This is a genomic window from Aurantivibrio plasticivorans, from assembly GCF_055392955.1.
In genome coordinates this window covers 1,410,427-1,427,014 of record NZ_AP036020.1, presented here as the reverse complement: position 1 = coordinate 1,427,014, position 16,588 = coordinate 1,410,427, and the positions used below count along the sequence as shown (strand labels likewise).

Below are 16,588 nucleotides of genomic sequence, written 5' to 3'. Positions count from 1 at the left end.
ATTTGATCGCACGATTGCACGCGAGTGAATAAGCGTAAGGCCGGACAGATGACAGCGCAATCGAACGAGCGAGCCGGTGATCGGCGCGCATTGTAGCGGGAAACCTACAGCAAGTGTAGAGCTAGTGGCAGATTGGGATGGATCTTACTTAGCGAGAGGCCATTTGATCAGTTTCATCAGGGAATTCCGGCTCCTCATCAGAACTCCCTTTCACCAAGCGGATGGTCACCCGGCGGTTTTGTGCTCGCCCTTTCCTGGTCTGGTTACTGGCCACGGGATACCTTTCTCCATGCCAGCGAGTAACGATCATCTCAGGGGGGACGCCCCTAGCCACCAAAAATTTGGTCACCATTTCGGCCCGTTCCCGTGCCAGCTCAAAATTCTCTACTCGAGATCCTAGGCTGTCGGTATGGCCGTCAACGTAAAACTGGCTAATCTCACCATCGGCTTTAAAGTACAAACCAATATTATCGAGTTTCTCAACCTCCGATGGGTTTAGCGCTTCCTTACTAGAGCCAAAATAAATACTGGTACGCTCTATCTGCTCAAAATTGACCGGCAACAGCCCGGACAAACAACCAAGATAGCGATCATAGGCCGCCCGGAAGTTGACGGCAGAAATAGCAACCTCAACGGATTTTTCAGCGCCGTACCACGGTCTCCGCGTGAAAACGACTTCCATCCCTTGATGCAATTCTGTCAGTACCCGTTGAGATAAACGCGTATCTAAGCGAATAGGGGTGTTTCCCTGGCGAACCTGTACATACCCCATATCCTTGCCAGCGGCATGCTTAACCCACACAGGAGCATGGGATTTAAGTGATGCCTGCCCGCTTTTTAAGCGTGGGGTATCAGAGTCGATGACAAAGCGCTGAGACTCACCGGCTCGCTGATAAAACACTGCATCACCGTAGAACTCGATCCCATGAACCAACCGGCATTCGAAAATCGAAACATTAACCACCCACTCAGACTCGGTAATGTCGGTATCGTATTTAACGGCCAGGCAGGACGTACTCCATGCCACTATGCCAACCAACAAAATAACCACGAATCGCAACATCAACCGTTTAACTCCACCAAAACCAGCACCCGCCGTCGCAACCTGCCGTACTAGAGCACAACACAACAAACCCAGGTATTGTTATAGGTATCGGCCGAAGATGCCTGTGCTTTAACGGCCTTTTTCGGTAGGATGCGCCTTCGCCACACAGCATCCAAACGTGTCGCGATCGTATGCATAAACTATAGGTAATCTCACCATCATGAGCGCAGAACTGACCATTACCCGCCCAGACGACTGGCACATTCACCTCCGGGATGGTGCAACACTGAAAGACACTGTCCGAGATGCTGCACGTTATATGGGGCGGGCCATTGTCATGCCAAATTTAGTTCCTCCAGTGACAACCACTGAGCAAGCTTTGGCCTACCGAGATCGCATCACAGCTGAAATCCCCCAAGGCTCAAGCTTCCAGCCCCTGATGGTGCTCTATCTCACCGATAACACTACGCCTGACACCATTCGCCAAGCGAGCGAAGCAGGCATCGTCGCATGCAAGCTTTACCCTGCGGGGGCTACAACGAATTCAGATGCCGGAGTCACCAACATCCGCAGCATTTACCCAGCATTGGAAGAGATGGAAAAAGTCGGCATGAAGTTGCTCGTGCACGGCGAAGTTACCCATGATGACATTGATATTTTTGACCGCGAGCAGGTATTCATCGACCAAGTGTTAAAACCACTCACAAACCAATTTCCCGGTTTGAAAGTCGTCCTTGAGCATATCTCCACAGAAGATGCCGTCGATTTTGTTACTGCCGCAAACAACAACATCGCTGCTACAGTAACTGCACACCACTTATTATTTAATCGCAATGCGCTGCTAGTCGGCGGCATCCGGCCTCATTACTATTGCTTACCCATTTTGAAAAGCAACCAACACCAGCAGGCTTTAATCAAGGCCGCCACCAGTGGCAATCCGAAGTTCTTCCTTGGTACCGATTCCGCCCCTCACGCCATTAATAAAAAAGAGATCGCATGCGGCTGCGCCGGTTGCTACACCGCTTACACGGCCATAGAAATGTACGCTGAGGCATTCGAACGTGCCGGCGCTCTCGACAACCTCGAAGCATTTGCCAGCCATTTTGGCCCGGATTTTTACGGTCTACCACGCAACAATGACAGTATTACTCTCGTGAAATCCGCATGGCAAATCCCCGAAACACTCGCTCTTGGTGAGCAACATGTCGCTCCACTCTGCGCAGGCGAGACACTTCAATGGCGTATTGCCACCCTTTAATTGGTTATATTTAGGATACACTTTTGAGCGCAAATACTGCCGACAACCAGGACGAACCGAAAACATTAATGGCATCACGCTTCCGTGGTTTTTTACCCGTAGTGATTGATGTAGAAACCGGAGGGTTTAGCTCGCAGACCGATGCGCTGTTAGAAATCGCTGCGGTCCCACTGGAGATGGATGATAACGGCACCCTCTTTCCCGGCGACGTCCTTGATTTTCATGTAGAGCCTTTCGAAGGATCCAATATCGAGCAAGCAGCGCTGGACTTTACAGGGATTGATTTAGATTCGCCTGACCGCCCAGCGGAACCCGAAGAAATTGTCATTAGCGAACTTTGCCGACCTATTCGAAAAGCGGTCAAAGCGGCTGGCTGCAATCGCGCGGTAGTGGTTGGCCATAACGCGCATTTTGATTTGGGTTTTCTAAATGCGGCGGTTGAGCGCTGCGAAATAAAACGTAACCCGTTCCACCCTTTCTCCTGCTTTGATACCGCCACCCTTGGTGGTCTAGCTTATGGTCAAACGGTATTAGCCAAAGCTTGTATCGCTAGTGGTATTGAGTTTAGCAACAGTGACGCGCACTCAGCTGCCTACGATGCGCAAAAAACCGCCGAGCTTTTCTGCCGCATCGTTAATCAGTGGAAGTCCTTGGGTGGCTGGCCGCTGCCAGAAAACAACTAACGCGAACAATATCGCTAGTCGAAATTGTAACTTGGGTACTTATAGTCAATATCAACCGACATGTAATCGCCCGACGCGTTTGCGATATTCCCCAAACCTGAAAATTTCATCAACCGTTGACTTTCTGCATCGTAGTCAACTCGAATTGGGGCAACAAAACGCCTCAACAACCAAGAAGATGGCGCAGCTTCAAAACATCTCGCCTCTCGATTTTCAGCACAAGATACAGACGCCAGTCGAAATGAGTAGCTGGACAACCTCGAAGGGACGAGAAACTGGAAATCTATGTCGTCCTCTACACTCATGCTCCAATTGTTTCTAACCAAGCCATCAAAACCAGCATCAACAACTATACTATCGTCAACACTCAACGCTTGCGTTCTTTCGCCTTCATTTACTGTTTCACGGTATGTGATACTCAGCTGATTATCATTCAACCTTTTTACAGACACTACTTCGCCTACAAGGTAGTTGTATTGAAACACGGCTGGCCGTGTTGCTAATTCACCGTAACGCAACTTTTTAAAGGCAATAATTTTGCTTTGATCATCGCGATACACCACTGAATGAGAGCCAGCTGCTCCTCGCGAATAATGGTATTCGGTGTATAGATGCTGGCCAGTTTTCCTATCGCGCGCATTACCGATAAGATAGGGAAGTTCATACTCAGCGGCAGCAAGCCACTCCTTTTCCAACAATAGTGTTGTGTTGAGATCCTGAGCCGATAACACTGCCGGACAGAAACTTAGCACCAGGTAAGTTACAACGCTGCACAAACCTAAAATCTGATTGTGTCGATATTGCAAAAAGCGCTCACGCATTGGCACAACCTCGGTCGGAGGTGAATGACTCAGTAATCCAAAGCATAGCGGGCAACATCAAAGCCCAGCAGCATGCAACAGTTAGCATCGATATCTCCGCTGACAGTCCGAAACTAACCCCCGTCAGTTTAGCGCCAGAAAAATACGACAGAGGTGCAAACAGAAAGGCCAGGATAACGCTAAGCGATTTTTTAGAGACAAGCCAATTCAGGCTGCGAACGAGTAACGTCGCAAACATTATCCAAATCGACACTAACCAGAGAGGAATTAAAACGCCGCCCGAAAACTCGAAGACACCCATCAAACCCAAGAGTTGATCCATCACGCAACCGGCAACTGACACAACACCAACAACAAACCACTCAGCTCGAGAAAAGGCGGACAGAAGCTGGTTGGCAATCAACACCATGACCAGCGCGACCAAAACCACGAGGCTGCTATCATAAAAAAATAGGGACAAGAACCAACCCACTTGAAAAATCACGGCGTTTCCGACATTGACAACCCAAGAAGCTTGGTTCATTGAACTATCTCACTAGGCTATTCTAGCTTGCGGTTTTGCCAACAAAATTTGTGCTGTACTGATCACCCTTTCCGCGAAACCTCCTTCGCAGTAACACAGATAAAACTCCCACATGCGCGCAAACTCATCACCAAAGCCTTGATTCTTGACCTCTGCTAGACGTTTGTTAAATCGATGCCGCCACTCTTTCAACGTGCGCGCGTAATCGTTGGTAATGTCATGCAAACCAACAATTTGCATATCCGTATCCTTCGACACATGCTGAGCTATAACCTCATTCGAGGGAAGACAGCCGCCAGGGAAAATATACTTTTGAATAAAGTCCACAGCCTTTAATGCGGCATGATAACGTTGATCGGGAATAGTGATGGCCTGAATCAACATCAAACCATCTTCTTTCAGCAAACGACTACACTGCGAGAAATAACTTTGATAATACTGATGACCGACTGCCTCTATCATTTCTATCGACACTATCTTGTCAAAACGGCCTTCGAGTTCTCTGTAATCTTTCAGTAAAACCTGAATTTTTCCAGACAATCCGAGCTGCTCGACTCGGCGAGAAGCATATTCAAACTGCCGTTGAGAAATCGTTGTGGTAGTCACTCGACAACCATAGTGCTGAGCCGCATAAATAGCCATACCACCCCAGCCCGTGCCGATTTCCAACAAATGATCATTTTCGTTAAGTTTCAACTTTTCACAAATAACACGCAGCTTATTAACCGCTGCTTTATCAAGCGAGGTGTGCTGATCATCATATATCGCAGATGAATACATCATTTCCTGATCTAAGAACAGTTCAAAAAAATCGTTCCCCAAGTCGTAATGGGCACCTATGTTTTTCTTTGAACCAGTCAACGTATTAATATTCGCTAACCGCAGAATCCAATTAGACACTTTCGATCCTATTGACATATCGCCATCAAGTTTTTCAACGATAGACATATTCAATACCATAATGCGAATCACATTGGTTAGATCAGGAGTTGTCCAGTCACCCTGCATATAACTTTCACCGGATCCAATCGTTCCGCGCATCAATACATTTAAATAAGCAGCAGGATTTCGAACCTGAATTTTTGCAACCAGATCTCCCTCTTTCTTCGGGGACCCAAACGAAAAAACCTCACCACCTTCCTCAACAATCAAACTGCCCACCCGAAGATTTTCAAACACTTTAAATACCGCTTTCCTCGCGATGCGTTCTTTCATCGAAGCCGGCTTCACTGATACGGAGGGTTGTTTTAAAAGACTTTGGGTTACCTGCATACTAATCACCTAATTAAAACTCTATAAACTATCGCTCAGGGTGAGGGACAAATGAAACACCTTTGATGCGCAGTTTCAACGCCTGCCAATAGATGGCACCAAACACTTTCATGGTCATCAGGGGGTACATTAAGATTTGCTTAGTCAACACCCCTTTCGATATGGGCACACGTGTAAGGTTTAAGTTTGCATAAAACTGCCTTTTCTTGCCCTGCCAATTCGACAACCCAATTTTCAATTCACTTCCTGGCTTACCACCCACCCAACGGTACACCATATCCATATCGAAAAAGGGAGATACGTGCATTGATTTTTCAAAAGATTTACGCTGAACATCATTACTTGGATCACATTCAAGCACGTATCTGCATTTTTCTCTCCACGGTGTATTGGTGACTTCAAGAACGATGAAGCGAAGTGATTCTTGTTGATCAAAACAGTAGTAGCAGGAGATTGGGTTGATAATAAAACCAAAGTAACGCAGGTTAGTTAGAACGCGAACACTCCCGGAAAACGACTGCCCTGTACTGCGGAAAATTTCATCCACCACCGCGTCGTAGATCGTCTCTTGAGGATTACCAATAAAGTCCTTTCGGCGCATCCAACTTAGGTTAAACGTCTTGTTCGACCAGAGTCGACTCGTCGAGAAAATTGTATCGATCTCATCCAAATCGAGATACATCATGAATACGCGATAACTAAAATAGTGCCTCTTAGGGCTGACTCGACAATGTTCCAGCGTGCCTTTATAGATGGCACTTTGATAACAATCGGTAACGCCAGAATCATCGACCGTTAGTGGCCTAGCTTCACTTACGCTGTTACTCACACGCTTCAACGATATCTCAGCACTATTCATTAAGTTACTATTCATTAAGTCACTCTACTTAATTCCAATCTACACCCAACGCCTTAGCTACTCGCTTCGCGCTTACTACACCGTCCTCGTGAAATCCGTTACCCCAGTATGCACCGCAAAACCACGTATTGTTGACCCCATTAATATCAGACCATCGACTTTGAGCGAGAACGGAGTCCATAGAAAATGAGGGGTGCGCGTAATTAAACTTCCCTATCACTTGGTTGGGGTCAATCTTTTCATCAGCGTTCAACGTGACACAGTAAGTTTTTGGCTGATCAAAACCTTGCAATATATTCATATTGTAGGTGAGTATTGCTGCATCTTGACGTTTTGAACTCAGATGATAGTTCCAAGCCGCCCAAGTTTTTCTATTGTTCGGCAGAATAGATTCATCGGTATGCAAAACAACCGAATTGTCCTTATACGGAATAGAGGCGAGTATTTCTGATTCTTCTTTGGATATATCGTGTAGGAGCTTAATTGCCTGGTCGCTATGGCAAGCCAGAATAACGTGGTCAAATGTTTCAACGTTGCCGCCTTTGAATAAGATCTTAACCTTCCCTTCGGTACGCGACACGCTCTCTATTGACGAAGCAGTGACAATACAATCACTAAACTGTTGAGTTAGTGGGCGGAGATACTGCGACGAACCACCCTTGATGACTCTCCACTGAGGCCTATTGTTAACACTTAATAGGCCGTGATTTTTAAAGAACTTCACAAAAAACAGTAGCGGCATTTTCATCACCATATCGTGCGACGCCGACCAAATTGCAGCGCACATAGGTACGAGATAATGCGAAGTAAACAAACCTGAATAGTTATTTTTGTGAAGATATTCGCCTAAGGTTGTGCCTGGATCAATTTGGCCGTTATCAAGGTCAGCAACGGCTTGCTTGTTAAAGCGCAGTATGTTCGACAGCATCACCCAGTATTGGTAACTCAACAAATTCTTTCTTTGCGCGAACAGCGTATTCAGGTTCTCACCACTATACTCAAGCCCGGTATCCTGGCAACTAACACTGAATGTCATATCCGTCGGCTGATTTTCAACACCTAACTCAGTTAATAATTGAATAAAATTTGGGTAGGTCCAGTCGTTATACACGATAAATCCGGTATCGACATGCAACGTCTCTCCATTAACGTCAACCGGGATGGTTGCAGTATGACCTCCAATTCTCGTGTCTTCTTCAAACACACGAATATTGAACCGGTCTTGTCCAGAGGCCGTTTTACCCCCATGCTGTCGCAGCAGGTAAGCAACGGTTAATCCAGATACACCGGCCCCGATAATTGCTACGTTGAGCGGTTTCGAATTTAAATCTGTCACTTAGCCGGCTCCTTCTGTGTTTCTCGGCTTAATTTGTTTACTGCTAACCAGTGCCAAAGCTTAGGAAAACACCTCAGACTATAGAGCAATACGGCAAAACGCTTGGGAAAGGTAATCAAGCGTCGTTTTTCTTTCATCTCTTTCACAATGCATTTAACAGCAGACTCCGTAGAGACAATAAAAGGCATAGAAAAATCATTGGCGTCGGTCATAGGCGTCTTCACAAAGCCCGGCTGTATAATGCTGACTGCGATATTCGTCTCGGCTAAATCTATTCGAAGAGACTCAAAAAAATAATGGACGGCAGCTTTAGAAGCTCCATAAGCCTCCGCTCTGGGGAATGGCACAACGTTCGCCAGAGAAGAAGTTACCAGTATTTGGCGAGATCGACTGGAGGATTTTTCTAGCAGCGGTAGCGCATTGGAAACTGTATTGACCGCACCAAAGTAATTAACATCCATTACCCTTTTCATCGCATCCCAATCAGGGGTATCGATATCAAAGTATTCGCACACTCCAGCATTGATGATTACTCTGTCAATATAACCAAATTTGGCGTCAATCCAGTCTTTAGCATCCTGCATCTGTTGCTGATCGGTAACATCGCAAGTCAGAACGTGGATACCACTAGATTGAGCAGCAAGTTCCTCTAATGCTTGGTTATTCCTGGCAGTGGCCACTATGGTATTGCCGCTTCTCGATAACGTCCTGGCAAGTGCTTGCCCGATACCACTCGAGGCGCCAGTGATCCAGATCACCTCTCCTTGCATCATTGTTGGTCCTTGAATCATTGCTAGCGCTCCGCCAAGTTACGTTTTAACCAACGAATACATCGTCCAATCACCGGAACATGCTCGTAGAGCATTGCCCCCATATCGTAAAAGTCCTCGTGATAACTTATACCGTCTTTCCCGAATTGCAGTTGAGTCACGCCACGTAACGTCAGTGGATGTCCCTTTTGAATTTTGGGATGGCTAAAGTGCATGTCCCACTTGATATACGCTGCGTTGTCGAGAACGAGTTCGTCTAGAAATTCAAACCGACACTCTTCGACGTTTTCGCATAGATCCGCGAAATAATGGTGAAGCGCCGCACGCCCCTTGATCGAATGGATGGGGTCTGTGAATACCACGTCTTTCGCATAAATGACGTCTAACTTTCCCAACTCATGGTCTGAAAAATGGGTATAGAACTGTTTAAATTCTGAGAACATTTGCTCCGGCATAAGCGCCTCGTAAACTTGATACTCTGTCGCACTTCTACGCCCTGCTGCCTGGTTCGGATCACATGCGTTATAGAGTGATCCAACCCTCATCTATGACCGTATACCGTCTACAAGTGGCTTGATGTGTGGGTGGTTTAATGGAAGCTCACTTAGCAAGCACGATTATTCGCTAGGATAAGAGAGACTGCGCAGCTAATATGCGACACATGACTAATTCATCTGATAAGGATCAAGAAAAGGCGCTTGCCAACCAACATTGGACAAGCATCCTGGCGCGGATCAGCGAACGCGATGCGGAAGCCTTTAGCCTCTTTTTCGATCATTTTTCGCCGCGCGTTAAGGCCTTTTGCCTCGCTAAACAACCAGGCGCCAATCTGCTGGCTGAAGAGCTAGTGCAAGAAGTGATGATTAAGGTGTGGGACAAAAGCCATCTGTTCAACCCTAAACTGGCTAGCGTCACAACGTGGCTGTTCACACTGACTCGAAACTGCCAAATTGATCATTTCAGGCGCAACAAGAACCATCTTTATCAAAACCTTGAAGCGGATGACTTGTGGTACGAATATGACACCGCACCAGATCCATTTTTAGCCATTCAGCAGCATAAGTCGGACTTGAACGTTCACCAGTCGCTCAAGGAATTGCCCAGAGAGCAGCACGACGTGCTCGAGAAAGTTTACATACAGGGCCGCACCCAGCAGCAAGCGGCGGAGGAACTTGGCGTTCCTCTCGGCACCGTCAAGTCGCGCGTTCGACTTGCGGTAGCAAAGTTAGAGAAGATGTTGAGGTCTTAACGTCATGACAAACGAGTCAATCCTACACCACCCTTCACAAGAGCTACTCGTCAGCTATGCGGCTGGATCATGTAGCACCAGTCAGGCTTTGTGCATCGCCACACATTTAGAGTTTTGTGCTAAGTGTCGAGCGTTACACAATCGCAACAATGCGATTGGCGGCGCTCTGCTAGACACTGCCGCATCAAGTACTCACAGTGTTAGCTCTATCAACCCTCGTAGTAAATCCCGAGTCATGGAACTGATTGCCAATCGTCAGACCGAGGGGGGGCAAGCGTTAGCGCCCCAAACACCGGAGCCTTTGACGAAAACAGAGCCCTCGCCAAGAAACCAGCTCACACCCAGCAAACAAAGTGCAACGCCCCGAGCACTTCGAAAGCTAGTGCCTGATGGCTTATCATCTATTCGCTGGAAGATGGCTACCTTATCGGTCAAAACATCTGATTTATTTAAGGATCACGATGGCACCAACGTCAGCCTTTTGAAGATTAAAGCCGGAGGAAAAGTGGGCAAACATCGCCATTTAGGCGACGAGTACACGGTAATTTTACAAGGCAGCTTCTCGGACGAAACTGGAGTCTATAAAAAAGGCGACTTTTTATTACGTGATGCCAATCAGCAGCATACACCGGTTGCCACTAAAGACACCGAGTGTATATGTCTAACAGCCCAAGAAGCCCCCCTTCAGTTTACGGGTAAATGGTGGAGTGTTTTCAATCCATTTCTTCGTAAGGCTTTTACTCCGTAAAAACACACAGTGTTACAAGAGAAGTTTTTTTCCACCCACAAAAAAACCCGCTACCGTTACCAGTAGCGGGTTTTTCATTGATCAGCCAAATTTACAGGCTGTCAGCGTTTTCACTAAGGTATTTAGCAACACCCGCTGGAGACGCATCCATACCCGCGTCACCATCTTTCCAGCCTGCTGGACAAACTTCACCGTGCTCTTGGTGGAATGCTAACGCATCAACCATGCGAATCATCTCGTCGATGTTGCGACCAAGTGGGAGGTCATTAATAACCTGATGACGAACAACACCTTCCTCATCAATCAAAAATGAACCGCGATAAGCCATACCATCTGGAGACTCAACATCATAAGCTTTGGAAATTTCATGAGTCATGTCCGCAGCCAATGCGTATTTAACTGGTCCAATACCGCCCTGATCCACTGGAGTGTTACGCCATGCATTGTGAGAGAAGTGAGAATCAATAGACACGCCGATGACTTCTACATTTCGCTTTTTAAACTCATCAAAGCGATGATCGAACGCTAGCAGCTCAGAGGGGCAAACAAAGGTGAAATCCAGAGGATAGAAAAACACAACCGCTTTCTTACCTTTGATAGTGCTGGCCAAGTTGAACTCATCAACAATTTCACCACTTCCTAATACCGCCGGCACGGTAAAATCTGGGGCCGGCTTACCAACTAGTACACCCATAACATACTCCTGATTGTTAATGTATTAATGCGCCACGAGTCAAGATCGCATCTCGCGACAACCCTACGGACACAAGGCGCCCGAAAATCGGTCAAATAGATAAAATATTAGGCTGTTTCACGGCTTAATAGATGTTCGCTATCCTACACCTTCCAATAGCTGGTAACACATTGATTTTTTTAATAATGGCGATAGTCGAATCTAAGAGAGTCGAATCTAAGATAGGCAAATGCAATGAATTCACACCTGACAACCTGATGCAATTGCAATTAAATATTAAATAGCAATAAAACACATTCGTTATTGACAATTATTCGCATTTGACTACAATTCGACTATCACTCACCGTTAACAGGAAACAAAGATGTACATATGCATCTGCAACAGCGTCACAGATCGAGCTATCCATAAAGCTGCTGACAATGGTGCGAGCAGCCTGTTAGAACTGCGCAAAGAGTTAGGTGTAGCCAGCCGCTGTGGGCAATGTGCTTGCGCTGCTCAAGAGGTGTTAGACCAACGCAATAGCGATTTGCCGCAGGACTTCGACCTTTCTTACGCTGTGTGACTTCTCACGCGCTGAGAAAAGGGAGCACACCAACCATTAAGATGGGTGCCGCAATTCACTTGAGATACGGCGTAGCCTTTCGACGCCATACCCACCAAATGCCCACACCGACCTCCACAAGCATTTTTACCAATAAAAAACCGCCCTTCGGCGGTTTTTTATTGGTGGCCTATAAGCTCCTCAGAATCTAACGATAGGCTGCCATAGCGGCCGGAACGGCGGCACCAGAATTGATCTTAGCCCCCATCTGAGTCAGCACGCTATCCAACGCCCCAAGACATAACAGCACGTTACGTTTATTGGCGGCAAAGCCCATCAAGCCGATGCGCCAAACTTTTCCGGCAAGCGCGCCTAACCCAGCACCAATTTCTAAACTGTAGTCATTTAATAACGCCTGCCTAACAGCGGCATCCTCGACGCCTTCGGGAATGGATACGCTGTTGAGCTGCGGTAAGCGAACGCCCTCCTCAACCACCAGCGACAGCCCCATCGCTTCAAAACCCGCTGCCAAAGCGTTGTGGTGCATTGCATGGCGAGCCCAAGCGGCTTCCAATCCCTCTTCTTTCAGTATCAACAAGGATTCATGGAGTGCGTACAAAGCGTTGATTGGCGCTGTGTGGTGGTAAGCACGTTTGCTTTCACCACCCCAGTAACCCATCACCAGATCCATATCGAGAAACCAGCTTTGAACTTTTGATTTTCGCGCTTTAATGGCTTCGATTGCCTTATCACTAAACGTGACCGGGGAGATCCCGGGCACACAGGAAAGACACTTCTGCGTCCCAGAGTAAACCGCATCGGCACCCCAACCGTCGACATCGACCTCAATACCACCGAGAGAGGTCACGGTATCCACGATACTTAGGCAATGGTATTTTTGAGCCAACGCACATAGTGCAGCTGCATCAGAGGTAGCACCTGTTGATGTTTCCGCGTGAACAAAGGCCAAAGCTTTCGCACCAGGGTTGGCTTTTAGCGCAGCTTCTACTTTAGACACGTCGACAGCGGTCCCCCAATCATCCTGAACCATTATCGCGGTAGCGCCGCAGCGCTCTACATTTTCTTTCATCCTGCCGCCGAATACACCGTTTTGACAAACCACCACAGTGTCACCCGGTTCAACTAAATTCACAAAGCAAGCTTCCATTCCGGCAGAACCCGGCGCTGAAACCGGCAACGTTAGCTGGTTTTTGGTTTGAAACGCGTATTGCAACAACGCTTTGATATCATCCATCAGGTCGATAAACGCAGGATCTAGATGTCCAATAGTAGGACGAGAAAGCGCTTCTAAAATACGCGGATTGACGTCGGACGGGCCCGGGCCCATCAACGTTCGAACAGGAGGATTAAATTGTCCCGGCATGGGTAACTCCAAAGTAAGGTAAAAATTCAGGGCGAGATTTTAACGAAAGCGTTTATGAATTGCGAAAGTTTGATGAACACCCGAAATCAAAAACGAAAAAACCCCGCTAGCGCGGGGTTTTAACGTTGAACTGACTAACTGGCTGAATTAGAAGTTAGCAGTAACACCTAACTTAATAGTACGTCCCAATGCACTGTGAGTGAAAGGATCGTAGTTAAGATCAAGCTCAACAAAGGGTGGATCTTCGTCGGTCAAGTTTTCAATGGTAACGTTGAAAACAGTTTCAGCAAGATCAGTTGACATAATGTAACGATAGGTGAAGTCATAAGTTACCCAGCTATCGATTTTAGGTTGTTTTCCGCCATTAGCTGTAATAGAGCTAGGACGGATATCAACATACTCATCGATCATGCGAGCAGTAAGGCGGAAGTTATTCGCATCACCCATGGCATATTGCGCATAGATGTTACCTTTAACCTCAGGCAGAGGGTAAGCAGAAGTTTGCGCATTCAAAGCACCAACTGCATCACGACCTTCTTCAACTAGGATACCTTCAACATACACGTCTTCGAAATCATACCCAAGAGTGTAGCTACCAGCAGTACCGGCAGTGATAACGTCACCGTTAGCTAGATCCCAATCGTAACTCAAAGCCCAGTCAATACCTGAAATTTCTCGGTCCGATCCGTTTACGTTGTTGGTACGAACGCGAGAGATATTGTCAATGCCACAAGTGCCAGAGAAGGTAAAGCGAGACTCAAGACCAGCGTATAAAGCATTACCACAGTTATCGTCTAGAGCAGAAGCTGGATCACCAAACATAGCTGCAACCATGCCACCTAGAGGATCAGTAGTCAGGGCTTCAGTCATATCGAACAACCAGTAATCCAATGACGCATTCAGCCCACCGTGTGTCCAAATCACACCCAAGTTGTATGCATCTGCTTTTTCTGGCTGGAGCTCTGGATCACCGAAGGTATCGATAGCACGGAACGTACTATTGATATTCTGCAAGCTAGTTCCTGATGCATCCTGCAACGACACTTGAGTTGGAGCGCGGAAAGTAGAACTGTATGACGTACGGAACGCCATCCAATCAGTGGCTTGCCAGCGAAGCGCTACCTTAGGATCAGTAGTGCTACCAGTTTCACCACCATACGCCTCATGACGCAACGCTATTGTAGCTTCAAGAGTGTCAGTAAGAGGTAACATAAACTCAGCAAAAACTGCAGACACATCTGAATCTAGAGTAGAGTTTCGGCTTCCTCCTAAGAAGAAGAAAATGCCAGTATCAACAGCCTCACCAGCTGCGGCACACGTAGTAAATGCACCAGCTTCATTGAGAGTATATTGAGTTTCAGCTGCAGCAGCACATGGATTGATATCCAAGTTTTGGTTGGCAGAAACGCTTCTCTCATACTCATTATCACGGTATTGAATACCCGCAGCCCATTGGATCATACCGCCAGACAGCTCAACCCCTAAGTCACCATTAAATACAGCGTCAAAAGTAAGGTTAGTGTTAGTGGTAGTATCCCAACGTTCAGCAAACATCCAGTCTAACAACTCAGCGTTGTTGTTCAGATTTGCATTATCTACGTTCGGGTTAGCAACGCCAGTAATAGAGTTCGCTGCAATGGCAGTACTAAATGGATTGAAGTAATAGCAACCATTAGTACCAGGAGTAAGCGTATTACAGTTTGGACCACCTAGACCCACTAGAGCCGCTTGATAGTGGTTTACCACTGTATCATGGCCAATTCGATGCCCCTCAACCTCGGAGTAGGACAAGCTAACATCCCAACCGATAGAGTCACCAATCAAGCCACTAAAGCCGGTAGCAAATCTAAATTGCTCGTACGAGCGATCGTCAACGGTAGCATCGTTACCCTGAAGAGGGTTTCCGCCCCAACCATATGGTCGAAATGTTAAGACAGCTTGTGTAACACCATTTGTAGTAAATGGAGCAACTGAGGGATAGGCAGCTTCCCATGCAGCGAACGCAGGGTGAGTGCCATAAGTCGCGTCATTCTTCGGAATATAAAACATACCAAAGAAGCTACTAGCGGTAGGGCTTTGGGTCGCTAGATAAGAAGGCGAAGTATTGAACTCTGTTTCAGTTTTGGAATAAGTTCCCTCAATATGGAAATCAATATCCGGACCGAAAGTTAGGTTGTATTCAGCATGAGCTTGGTAGCGATCTAATGGATCAACCAAATTGTCAAGCGCTGTGTATTGAAAACGACAACGAGGCACACCGCTGGTAATTTGCGAAGCATTAGCCACAAAATCATTACAACCGCCATCAATTAACGGGACAATACCAAGAGGGTTTGTAGCTGAGGGTCCAACGAGACCACCGTTAATGTCAGTGATAAATCCACCTGGGCTACCACCGCCTGACCAACCACCTCGAGGGTTCTCTTCGAAGCTCTTTAGCGCCCAATCGCGCTCAGAATTGTCAAGCTCGCTTTTAGTCTGGTAACCCAAACTCAACAAGAAATTTTGGTTGTCGCCAACCCAACCCCAGTTTGCTTTCAGGTTAGTGTTTCCATCAGAACCATCTACAAACTGATGATCCAAGCCTAGTTCAAAGCCATCAAGGTCAGTCTTGGTGATGAAGTTAACAACACCAGCAACAGCGTCAGAACCGTAAAGAACGGCCGCACCGTCTTTCAAAATTTCAACTCGACCCATTGCAGCAAGTGGCAACAAGTTAGTATCAACAGAATCAGTGTCTGGGTTATTGGCTACGCGCTTACCGTTAACCAAAACCAACGTACGTTGAGGCCCTAAACCGCGAAGGTTAATAGTACCCGCGCCATTAGCGCCCTGTGCTTTACCATCGAATCGGTTTGAAGAACCAAGCACACCAGAACTCACTGGTTGGTTTTTGATGAACTCCAACATATCTGGAGAACCGATTTTCGCCATTTCTTCTGAGGTGACCACATCAACGGGTACCGCAGCATCTTCTGGCGAGCCAGGAATGTAAGAACCGGTGACGATCACTTCTTCGATCACCTGTCCGCTATCCTGTGCGAATGTTAATGAAGAGGCGCCTGATACGGCCAGACCGGCCAACGCCATATAGAGTGGTGTTCGCTTCATATTGAAACTTCCCCCGTTATAGGATTGCTATTGAGTTATTATTGGGCCGGTATCCTTACTCTTTTTTAAATAAGAGTCAATGCCTTCGCTCATTTGATCGGTGGAATTACACGAAATGTCTGGAGGCTGCTCAATTAGCGCCCAAAAGGTCAAAAATCGGGTGTTTTTTGGTAATTATTCGCTAAAAATGCTGCAACAAACTGTTACCAAACTACACAGTGGCTGCATTGCAACAACCAGTGCTAGTAACCCTGAGAAACAACTTTAACGTCAACACACGCAAACAACTGC

General features: G+C 46.9%; 16 protein-coding genes. 5 read left to right on the top strand and 11 right to left on the bottom strand.

What is annotated here, in order from left to right; genetic code table 11:
* Positions 1 to 148: 148 nt before the first annotated feature.
* Positions 149 to 1,063, bottom strand: coding sequence for a flagellar protein MotY (locus ACZ5NB_RS06375; protein WP_460232196.1), 915 nt, complete (start codon positions 1,061 to 1,063; stop codon positions 149 to 151).
* A 202-nt stretch (positions 1,064 to 1,265) separates the two neighbouring features.
* Between ACZ5NB_RS06375 and pyrC the strand changes: the two genes are divergently transcribed.
* Together pyrC and rnt are read left to right on the top strand one after the other, a co-directional pair.
* Entirely contained in the window at positions 1,266 to 2,303 is a 1,038-nt protein-coding gene (gene pyrC / locus ACZ5NB_RS06370) for a dihydroorotase (RefSeq protein ID WP_460232195.1), read from the top strand.
* A gap of 68 nt (positions 2,304 to 2,371) precedes the next feature.
* Positions 2,372 to 2,986 carry a ribonuclease T gene (gene rnt, locus ACZ5NB_RS06365; protein ID WP_460232982.1) on the top strand — a complete coding sequence of 205 codons (615 nt, stop codon included), beginning with the start codon at positions 2,372 to 2,374 and terminating at the stop codon, positions 2,984 to 2,986.
* Between the two features lie 14 nt (positions 2,987 to 3,000).
* On the opposite strand, the gene ACZ5NB_RS06360 is transcribed toward rnt, so the two are convergent.
* Genes ACZ5NB_RS06360 through ACZ5NB_RS06330 form a run of 7 tightly spaced genes read right to left on the bottom strand, consistent with a single transcriptional unit; the run spans position 3,001 to position 9,022 of the window.
* Entirely contained in the window at positions 3,001 to 3,807 is an 807-nt protein-coding gene (locus ACZ5NB_RS06360; RefSeq protein ID WP_460232194.1) for a hypothetical protein, read from the bottom strand.
* Complete coding sequence (locus ACZ5NB_RS06355; RefSeq protein ID WP_460232193.1) at positions 3,800 to 4,330, bottom strand: DUF2878 domain-containing protein; 531 nt, start codon at positions 4,328 to 4,330, stop codon at positions 3,800 to 3,802. The genes ACZ5NB_RS06360 and ACZ5NB_RS06355 overlap by 8 nt, the downstream gene beginning before the upstream one ends.
* 12 nt (positions 4,331 to 4,342) lie before the next feature.
* Positions 4,343 to 5,602 (bottom strand): class I SAM-dependent methyltransferase, encoded by a 1,260-nt coding sequence (locus tag ACZ5NB_RS06350; protein WP_460232192.1) that lies wholly within the window; start codon positions 5,600 to 5,602, stop codon positions 4,343 to 4,345.
* Between the two features lie 28 nt (positions 5,603 to 5,630).
* Positions 5,631 to 6,476, bottom strand: coding sequence for a DUF1365 domain-containing protein (locus tag ACZ5NB_RS06345; protein ID WP_460232191.1), 846 nt, complete (start codon positions 6,474 to 6,476; stop codon positions 5,631 to 5,633).
* A gap of 13 nt (positions 6,477 to 6,489) precedes the next feature.
* A complete protein-coding gene (locus ACZ5NB_RS06340) occupies positions 6,490 to 7,797 on the bottom strand; it encodes an NAD(P)/FAD-dependent oxidoreductase (RefSeq protein WP_460232190.1) in 1,308 nt (435 codons plus the stop codon).
* Positions 7,794 to 8,588 carry an SDR family NAD(P)-dependent oxidoreductase gene (locus ACZ5NB_RS06335; RefSeq protein WP_460232189.1) on the bottom strand — a complete coding sequence of 265 codons (795 nt, stop codon included), beginning with the start codon at positions 8,586 to 8,588 and terminating at the stop codon, positions 7,794 to 7,796. Before ACZ5NB_RS06335 ends, ACZ5NB_RS06340 begins: the two co-directional genes overlap by 4 nt.
* A gap of 2 nt (positions 8,589 to 8,590) precedes the next feature.
* Positions 8,591 to 9,022, bottom strand: a complete 432-nt coding sequence (locus ACZ5NB_RS06330) for a nuclear transport factor 2 family protein (protein WP_460232188.1) — start codon at positions 9,020 to 9,022, stop codon at positions 8,591 to 8,593.
* Between the two features lie 206 nt (positions 9,023 to 9,228).
* Between ACZ5NB_RS06330 and ACZ5NB_RS06325 the strand changes: the two genes are divergently transcribed.
* Positions 9,229 to 9,816, top strand: a complete 588-nt coding sequence (locus ACZ5NB_RS06325; protein WP_460232187.1) for a sigma-70 family RNA polymerase sigma factor — start codon at positions 9,229 to 9,231, stop codon at positions 9,814 to 9,816.
* A 4-nt stretch (positions 9,817 to 9,820) separates the two neighbouring features.
* The gene (locus ACZ5NB_RS06320) at positions 9,821 to 10,564 is read left to right on the top strand and encodes a ChrR family anti-sigma-E factor (RefSeq protein ID WP_460232186.1); all 744 of its coding nucleotides are present in this window, start codon (positions 9,821 to 9,823) and stop codon (positions 10,562 to 10,564) included.
* 91 nt (positions 10,565 to 10,655) lie between these two features.
* Here the strand turns inward: ACZ5NB_RS06320 and ACZ5NB_RS06315 are convergent, their stop codons facing one another.
* A complete protein-coding gene (locus ACZ5NB_RS06315) occupies positions 10,656 to 11,258 on the bottom strand; it encodes a peroxiredoxin (protein WP_460232185.1) in 603 nt (200 codons plus the stop codon).
* 364 nt (positions 11,259 to 11,622) lie between these two features.
* Between ACZ5NB_RS06315 and ACZ5NB_RS06310 the strand changes: the two genes are divergently transcribed.
* Complete coding sequence (locus ACZ5NB_RS06310) at positions 11,623 to 11,823, top strand: (2Fe-2S)-binding protein (RefSeq protein WP_460232184.1); 201 nt, start codon at positions 11,623 to 11,625, stop codon at positions 11,821 to 11,823.
* A 187-nt stretch (positions 11,824 to 12,010) separates the two neighbouring features.
* Here ACZ5NB_RS06310 and ACZ5NB_RS06305 read toward each other — a convergent pair whose 3' ends face one another.
* Together ACZ5NB_RS06305 and ACZ5NB_RS06300 are read right to left on the bottom strand one after the other, a co-directional pair.
* Positions 12,011 to 13,186, bottom strand: coding sequence for a pyridoxal-phosphate-dependent aminotransferase family protein (locus ACZ5NB_RS06305; protein WP_460232183.1), 1,176 nt, complete (start codon positions 13,184 to 13,186; stop codon positions 12,011 to 12,013).
* 147 nt (positions 13,187 to 13,333) lie between these two features.
* Positions 13,334 to 16,297, bottom strand: coding sequence for a TonB-dependent receptor plug domain-containing protein (locus ACZ5NB_RS06300; protein ID WP_464107885.1), 2,964 nt, complete (start codon positions 16,295 to 16,297; stop codon positions 13,334 to 13,336).
* Positions 16,298 to 16,588 lie beyond the last annotated feature (291 nt).

Excerpts from the sequence above, each read along its gene's own strand:
- rnt (WP_460232982.1), top strand. The coding sequence starts at position 2,372 with ATGGCATCACGCTTCCGTGGTTTTTTACCCGTAGTGATTGATGTAGAA.
- ACZ5NB_RS06320 (WP_460232186.1), top strand. The coding sequence starts at position 9,821 with ATGACAAACGAGTCAATCCTACACCACCCTTCACAAGAGCTACTCGTC.
- ACZ5NB_RS06335 (WP_460232189.1), bottom strand. The coding sequence starts at position 8,588 with ATGATTCAAGGACCAACAATGATGCAAGGAGAGGTGATCTGGATCACT.
- ACZ5NB_RS06300 (WP_464107885.1), bottom strand. The coding sequence starts at position 16,297 with ATGAAGCGAACACCACTCTATATGGCGTTGGCCGGTCTGGCCGTATCA.
- ACZ5NB_RS06310 (WP_460232184.1), top strand. The coding sequence starts at position 11,623 with ATGTACATATGCATCTGCAACAGCGTCACAGATCGAGCTATCCATAAA.
- ACZ5NB_RS06325 (WP_460232187.1), top strand. The coding sequence starts at position 9,229 with ATGACTAATTCATCTGATAAGGATCAAGAAAAGGCGCTTGCCAACCAA.
- ACZ5NB_RS06305 (WP_460232183.1), bottom strand. The coding sequence starts at position 13,186 with ATGCCGGGACAATTTAATCCTCCTGTTCGAACGTTGATGGGCCCGGGC.
- ACZ5NB_RS06355 (WP_460232193.1), bottom strand. The coding sequence starts at position 4,330 with ATGAACCAAGCTTCTTGGGTTGTCAATGTCGGAAACGCCGTGATTTTT.
- ACZ5NB_RS06360 (WP_460232194.1), bottom strand. The coding sequence starts at position 3,807 with ATGCGTGAGCGCTTTTTGCAATATCGACACAATCAGATTTTAGGTTTG.
- ACZ5NB_RS06350 (WP_460232192.1), bottom strand. The coding sequence starts at position 5,602 with ATGCAGGTAACCCAAAGTCTTTTAAAACAACCCTCCGTATCAGTGAAG.
- ACZ5NB_RS06330 (WP_460232188.1), bottom strand. The coding sequence starts at position 9,022 with ATGCCGGAGCAAATGTTCTCAGAATTTAAACAGTTCTATACCCATTTT.
- ACZ5NB_RS06315 (WP_460232185.1), bottom strand. The coding sequence starts at position 11,258 with ATGGGTGTACTAGTTGGTAAGCCGGCCCCAGATTTTACCGTGCCGGCG.
- pyrC (WP_460232195.1), top strand. The coding sequence starts at position 1,266 with ATGAGCGCAGAACTGACCATTACCCGCCCAGACGACTGGCACATTCAC.
- ACZ5NB_RS06345 (WP_460232191.1), bottom strand. The coding sequence starts at position 6,476 with ATGAATAGTAACTTAATGAATAGTGCTGAGATATCGTTGAAGCGTGTG.
- ACZ5NB_RS06375 (WP_460232196.1), bottom strand. The coding sequence starts at position 1,063 with ATGTTGCGATTCGTGGTTATTTTGTTGGTTGGCATAGTGGCATGGAGT.